The sequence below is a fragment of the Paenibacillus dendritiformis genome (assembly GCF_015845845.1).
In the GTDB taxonomy this organism is placed as follows: domain Bacteria; phylum Bacillota; class Bacilli; order Paenibacillales; family Paenibacillaceae; genus Paenibacillus_B; species Paenibacillus_B dendritiformis_C.
In genome coordinates, this window is sequence record NZ_LDIG01000066.1 from 1 (window position 1) to 4,328 (window position 4,328).

Consider the following 4,328-nt stretch of genomic DNA (forward strand, 5'->3'; position numbering starts at 1 on the left):
CATCGGCTGTCCAGCCTCAGATGTTTCAATTCGTGGATATGGATGAACTCGTGCCGAAAAAGCACATCCTGCGTCAAATCAACGAGGCGCTTGATTTATCCATCGTCTATGATTGGGTAGCGCCGCTATATACGGAACGCACCGGTCGCCCGGCGGCTGACCCGGTTTGGGAAAAAGCGATCTCGAACTGGTATGTCGGCATGCCAAAAAACGAAATCCGTGATGACAGAGGCGTTGTCACGCCTACTCATTTCAGCGCTGGCTGAGTTGTTTTACTCGTTTTGCATGTCCATCAGACGGCTACAACTGCACTAATTCACCGGACTTCTAAATGTCTATCTAAGAAGCCCAGAAGCCCGACTCGACGGAAAATCCGAACCCCTCGGCTCGGCAACAATCGTTTATAACTACAGAGTTCTGCGGAGTATTTTTGGAAAAGCAGTTGAATGGAATGTTTTAGAAGAAGACGATAATCCAATGAAGGGCATCAAAAAGCCAAAAGAGGATGATATTGAAGAAAGAAAGTACTATGACGAAAAAGAAATTGCAGCTCTTTTTAAAGCACTGGAAGATGAACCAATTCACATTAGAGTGCTTATTATGCTCGCAATAACAACAGGTATGCGCAGAGGAGAAATGGCGGGGTTGGAGTGGAAAAATATCGATCTCGATAACGGAACAATTAATATTATTCAAACCCTTCCAAAATTCAAAAATGGACAGCCTATTCTCAAAGGACCGAAGAACAAAAAATCAAAACGAAAGATTGCCATATCACCGGCAATGGTTGAGGAGCTAAGGCTATACAAACAAAAATGGGAACTGGACCGTAACGCATCGGGAAATAAATGGCAAGGTGGTGACTTCGAATTCATATTCTACAGACATAATGGTCTACCATCATATCCCCAACGACTCACAAAACGTTGGATTTCTTTCCACCGCAGACATAAATTAAAACCTATTCGACTTCATGAGCTAAGACATACTTCAGTTTCGTGGATGATCTTCAAAAAAGTTCATCTTGAGGCTATTGCACGGCGAGTCGGTCATTCTAACACAAAGATGATGGAGATTTATGGTCATATTTTCGAGTCTGTTGATAGGGCTGCATCTAGCGTATTTGATGATATGATTAAAAAACAAACCTAAATATCTTTTGGGGACCGAGTGGGGACGAAATGTTCAATAAAGACCACAAAACGTCCAAATTCAACAATAACAGTATTCATAAAACGACTAATTCACACTACATAACTCTACTAGAACAGATTACACAAATACGTAGGATACTCCTCTCCCATGAGGGCGTCCCGCAAGGGGCGCCCAATTTATTTTGGCATTAAATCTTTATCGCCTTTCAACTCTTCTTAAGACTGCCTTATTATCACGATACTTTGTTGACAGTCCATTCTCGCAATTTAAATTAAAAAAGAAGCCCCAGGTATCGTAAAGTTCTTCGGACTGTATGCCGCCTCACAAAATAAAGGATGGATTTGTAACAACAACCCCGAAATAAAAAGACCTCAACTTCCACCCAAAGGTGATGCAAGGGGGAGTTGAGGTCTTTTTCCGATTCGCTGTTCGCATCCTGCACAAGGTTTGCTGGATCTGTCGCTTATTTTGCCGTTTTGGCGTATTCAGACGATTTTATGCCGGCTTGGCGGCCGAATATGATGATTTCGGCGACGGAATTGCCGCCGATTCGGTTCTCGCCGTGTAAACCTCCGGTCACTTCACCCGCAGCGAAAAGACCCGGGATCGGTGTTCCTTTTTTGTCCAACACTTCCGTGTTCGTATTGATTTTCACGCCGCCCATGGTGTAGTGAATTCCTGGTCCGATTCTGATCGCATAGTACGGCGCAGCGGACAGGTCGTGATCCATTCCCGTCTTTCTGCCGAACTCGGCGTCTTTCTTATTTTTTACCGCACGGTTCCAGGTATCGAGCGTCTTTTGTAATTGATCCGCAGGTACGCCAATCTCATCAGCCAGCGCCTCGATCGTGTCCTTTGTTTTCACGAAGCCCATTTTCTCATATTGTTCCACCGCTGTGGCGCGCGATCTGACGCCGGAATCGAACACAAGGAAAGCGTTTTTCTCCGGCAGCTTATTGATCGCCGCTGTTACGCTGTCGCGAGCAGCCATTTCGTTGATGAACCGTTCGCCTTTGCTGGTGATGAGAATGGCGCCTTCTCCGCGCACCGCTTCTCCGATGAGGTAGGAGTTTTCCTGCTGCACCGTCGGATGAACCTGAATCTGATCCATATCGACCGTGGTGCCTCCCATTTTTTCGATCATTGCAATGCCGTCGCCAGTGCTTCCTTCCTGATTCGTCGTCACATAACCTTCCAGATCCGGCCGAACCTCGGCGATGATGTCCATGTTAGCGCCATATCCGCCTGCCGTAATCACGACGGATTTCGCCGCGATCGTTTTTTCGCCATGTTGAGTGAAGAGTACTTTCACCCCATTTGCTTTTCCGTCTTGTTTCGTAATTTCTTTGACATTGGCATTGACAAAAATCGGAATGCCCTGTTCTTGTACATTTTTCAGCAAGCCGGTCACGAGATACTGGCCCACAGCCGATCCGTCTTGGGGACGATGAGTGCGTTTCTCGCTCATGCCGCCCGTGATCGTGATATTATTCAATGTAATGCCGAGGGAATCGAGCCACTCGATAGCATCGGCTGAATGGTCGACGAAAAAGCGAAGCATGTCCTTATTGTTGGTGTTATGTCCGCCTTTTAATGTTTCTTCATAAAATAAATCATTACTATCCGAAATGCCCTGCTCCTTTTGGAATTTTGTTTCGGAGGCGTTCATGCCCGAAGACGCTTTGCTTGTATTGCCGCCTGCAACCGGCATTTTCTCGAGAATGACCGGATTCATGCCCGCTGCCTTGGCTTCAAGCGCGGCACTCATGCCTGCGCCGCCCGCGCCGACGATCACGATATCGTAGCTGTCTTTTAACTCCTCAATTGGAGTATACTTCGCCATGGACGCACCCGACGTAGCGTCTTTTTTTCCTTTATCCTTTTCTTCTTGTGCCGCGTTGCCCTTGCCCGCATTCGTATCCGGTTTCGTGCTTCTTCCGCACCCTGTCACAACGAGCAGGATGGAGAGGACGAGAATCAGGGCTATTTTTGTATTTTTTGGCATCATGTAACCTCCAATGTTAAAGCTTTTGCTGAATGAAAGAGTCTTGCGGTTAATCACATATAGGATTTCAAATTCCGCTTGTAATATGCTTCGCGAAAGCAAAAAGCCCCGGGTCTCTCTCCCGAGGCTTTTGTTGATTTACATCGTCTTTGATTTCGGAGATTCACGCTTGGTGAAGCCCCTCCTCTTCGTTCCAAAGTGTACAGGGTATACCTTCTTGTTCTCCATGATAACCTTGTCTTTATTTATGTTAAGCAAGTCTTTCAGGATTATTATGATTTTCTCCATGGAACGTTTAGCTTTTTCGGTACTCGGGCTTTCTACCGGCTGCAAATGGCTTAACACGATGTCAAGAGTAAGGAGCAAGGCGCCGGCCAGCAAGCCGATAAACCACCATGCCACAGCAAGCTCCCACTGAAAGGAACCGGTTACCGCTGCGAGTTCCGTGCCGGCATAGCAACCCATCAAGATGCCGCCCGCAACCATCGCCAAAGCAAAAGCTCTCCGTACCCACTTCATTGATGCGTCCACCCCTAAAGTTTTCGTTATAAGGGTATCGTACCATCTTGAACTATACAAAATTTTGTATAGGGTAAGAAGTATGCCCCGCTTGATACATAGGAAGCCATAAAGCCCGGACCAGTCCGGGGCCCCGACCGACAGGCTTATACGGCCGGGCAATCCGGTATTTATGATTCCAATTCGTCCTTTATCCATTTGAAGCGTGTATGAAGCATCTCATGGGGATTTATATTTTTGGATGAAGCGGCCTTGGCCGCGAAGCTGGCGAAATTGAATCCCGCGCCAAACATCTGCAGCGCCCCGTCAGCAAGGTTTCCTCTTTTTAGTTGTTCGATGCCGTCCTCGAAGCAACATCCGTCTACAGTTGGCATCCGGCCATGTATTTGCATGAGGATGAAGCCCTTCAACAATTGAATGCCAAGGTGTTCACCATCAATCCAAAGCTGATTAACAAGTTCAAAGACGCTTATGCCGACCTGGACAAAACCGACCGCATCGATGCCTGGATCATTGCAGACCGGCTGCGTTTTGGCAGACTCACGACGACTATCGTGATGCAGGAACAGTACATCGCCTTGCAGCGGCTCACTCGCATGCGGTTCCATCTCGTACACAACCTCACTCGCGAGAAGCAATACTTTTTGCA

General features: G+C 47.2%; 3 protein-coding genes and 2 pseudogenes. 3 read left to right on the plus strand and 2 right to left on the minus strand.

The window, feature by feature from the left end; genetic code table 11:
* Both ABD76_RS03620 and ABD76_RS03625 read left to right on the plus strand, forming a co-directional pair.
* A pseudogene (locus tag ABD76_RS03620) lies at positions 1 to 164 on the plus strand (transposase); the annotation flags it as partial.
* Positions 165 to 477: 313 nt separating this feature from the next.
* Complete coding sequence (locus tag ABD76_RS03625; protein ID WP_197254359.1) at positions 478 to 1,152, plus strand: site-specific integrase; 675 nt, start codon at positions 478 to 480, stop codon at positions 1,150 to 1,152.
* 466 nt (positions 1,153 to 1,618) lie between these two features.
* Here ABD76_RS03625 and ABD76_RS03630 read toward each other — a convergent pair whose 3' ends face one another.
* Together ABD76_RS03630 and ABD76_RS03635 are read right to left on the minus strand one after the other, a co-directional pair.
* Positions 1,619 to 3,160 (minus strand): flavocytochrome c, encoded by a 1,542-nt coding sequence (locus ABD76_RS03630; protein WP_197254363.1) that lies wholly within the window; start codon positions 3,158 to 3,160, stop codon positions 1,619 to 1,621.
* A 138-nt stretch (positions 3,161 to 3,298) separates the two neighbouring features.
* A complete protein-coding gene (locus ABD76_RS03635; protein ID WP_197254361.1) occupies positions 3,299 to 3,679 on the minus strand; it encodes a hypothetical protein in 381 nt (126 codons plus the stop codon).
* 332 nt (positions 3,680 to 4,011) lie between these two features.
* On the opposite strand from ABD76_RS03635, the pseudogene ABD76_RS03640 reads away from it, so the two are divergent.
* A pseudogene (locus ABD76_RS03640) lies at positions 4,012 to 4,328 on the plus strand (IS110 family transposase); the annotation flags it as partial.

Bases quoted from the DNA above. Each gene is read 5' to 3' on its own strand.
- ABD76_RS03635 (WP_197254361.1), bottom strand. From the start codon at position 3,679: ATGAAGTGGGTACGGAGAGCTTTTGCTTTGGCGATGGTTGCGGGCGGC.
- ABD76_RS03625 (WP_197254359.1), top strand. From the start codon at position 478: ATGAAGGGCATCAAAAAGCCAAAAGAGGATGATATTGAAGAAAGAAAG.
- ABD76_RS03630 (WP_197254363.1), bottom strand. From the start codon at position 3,160: ATGCCAAAAAATACAAAAATAGCCCTGATTCTCGTCCTCTCCATCCTG.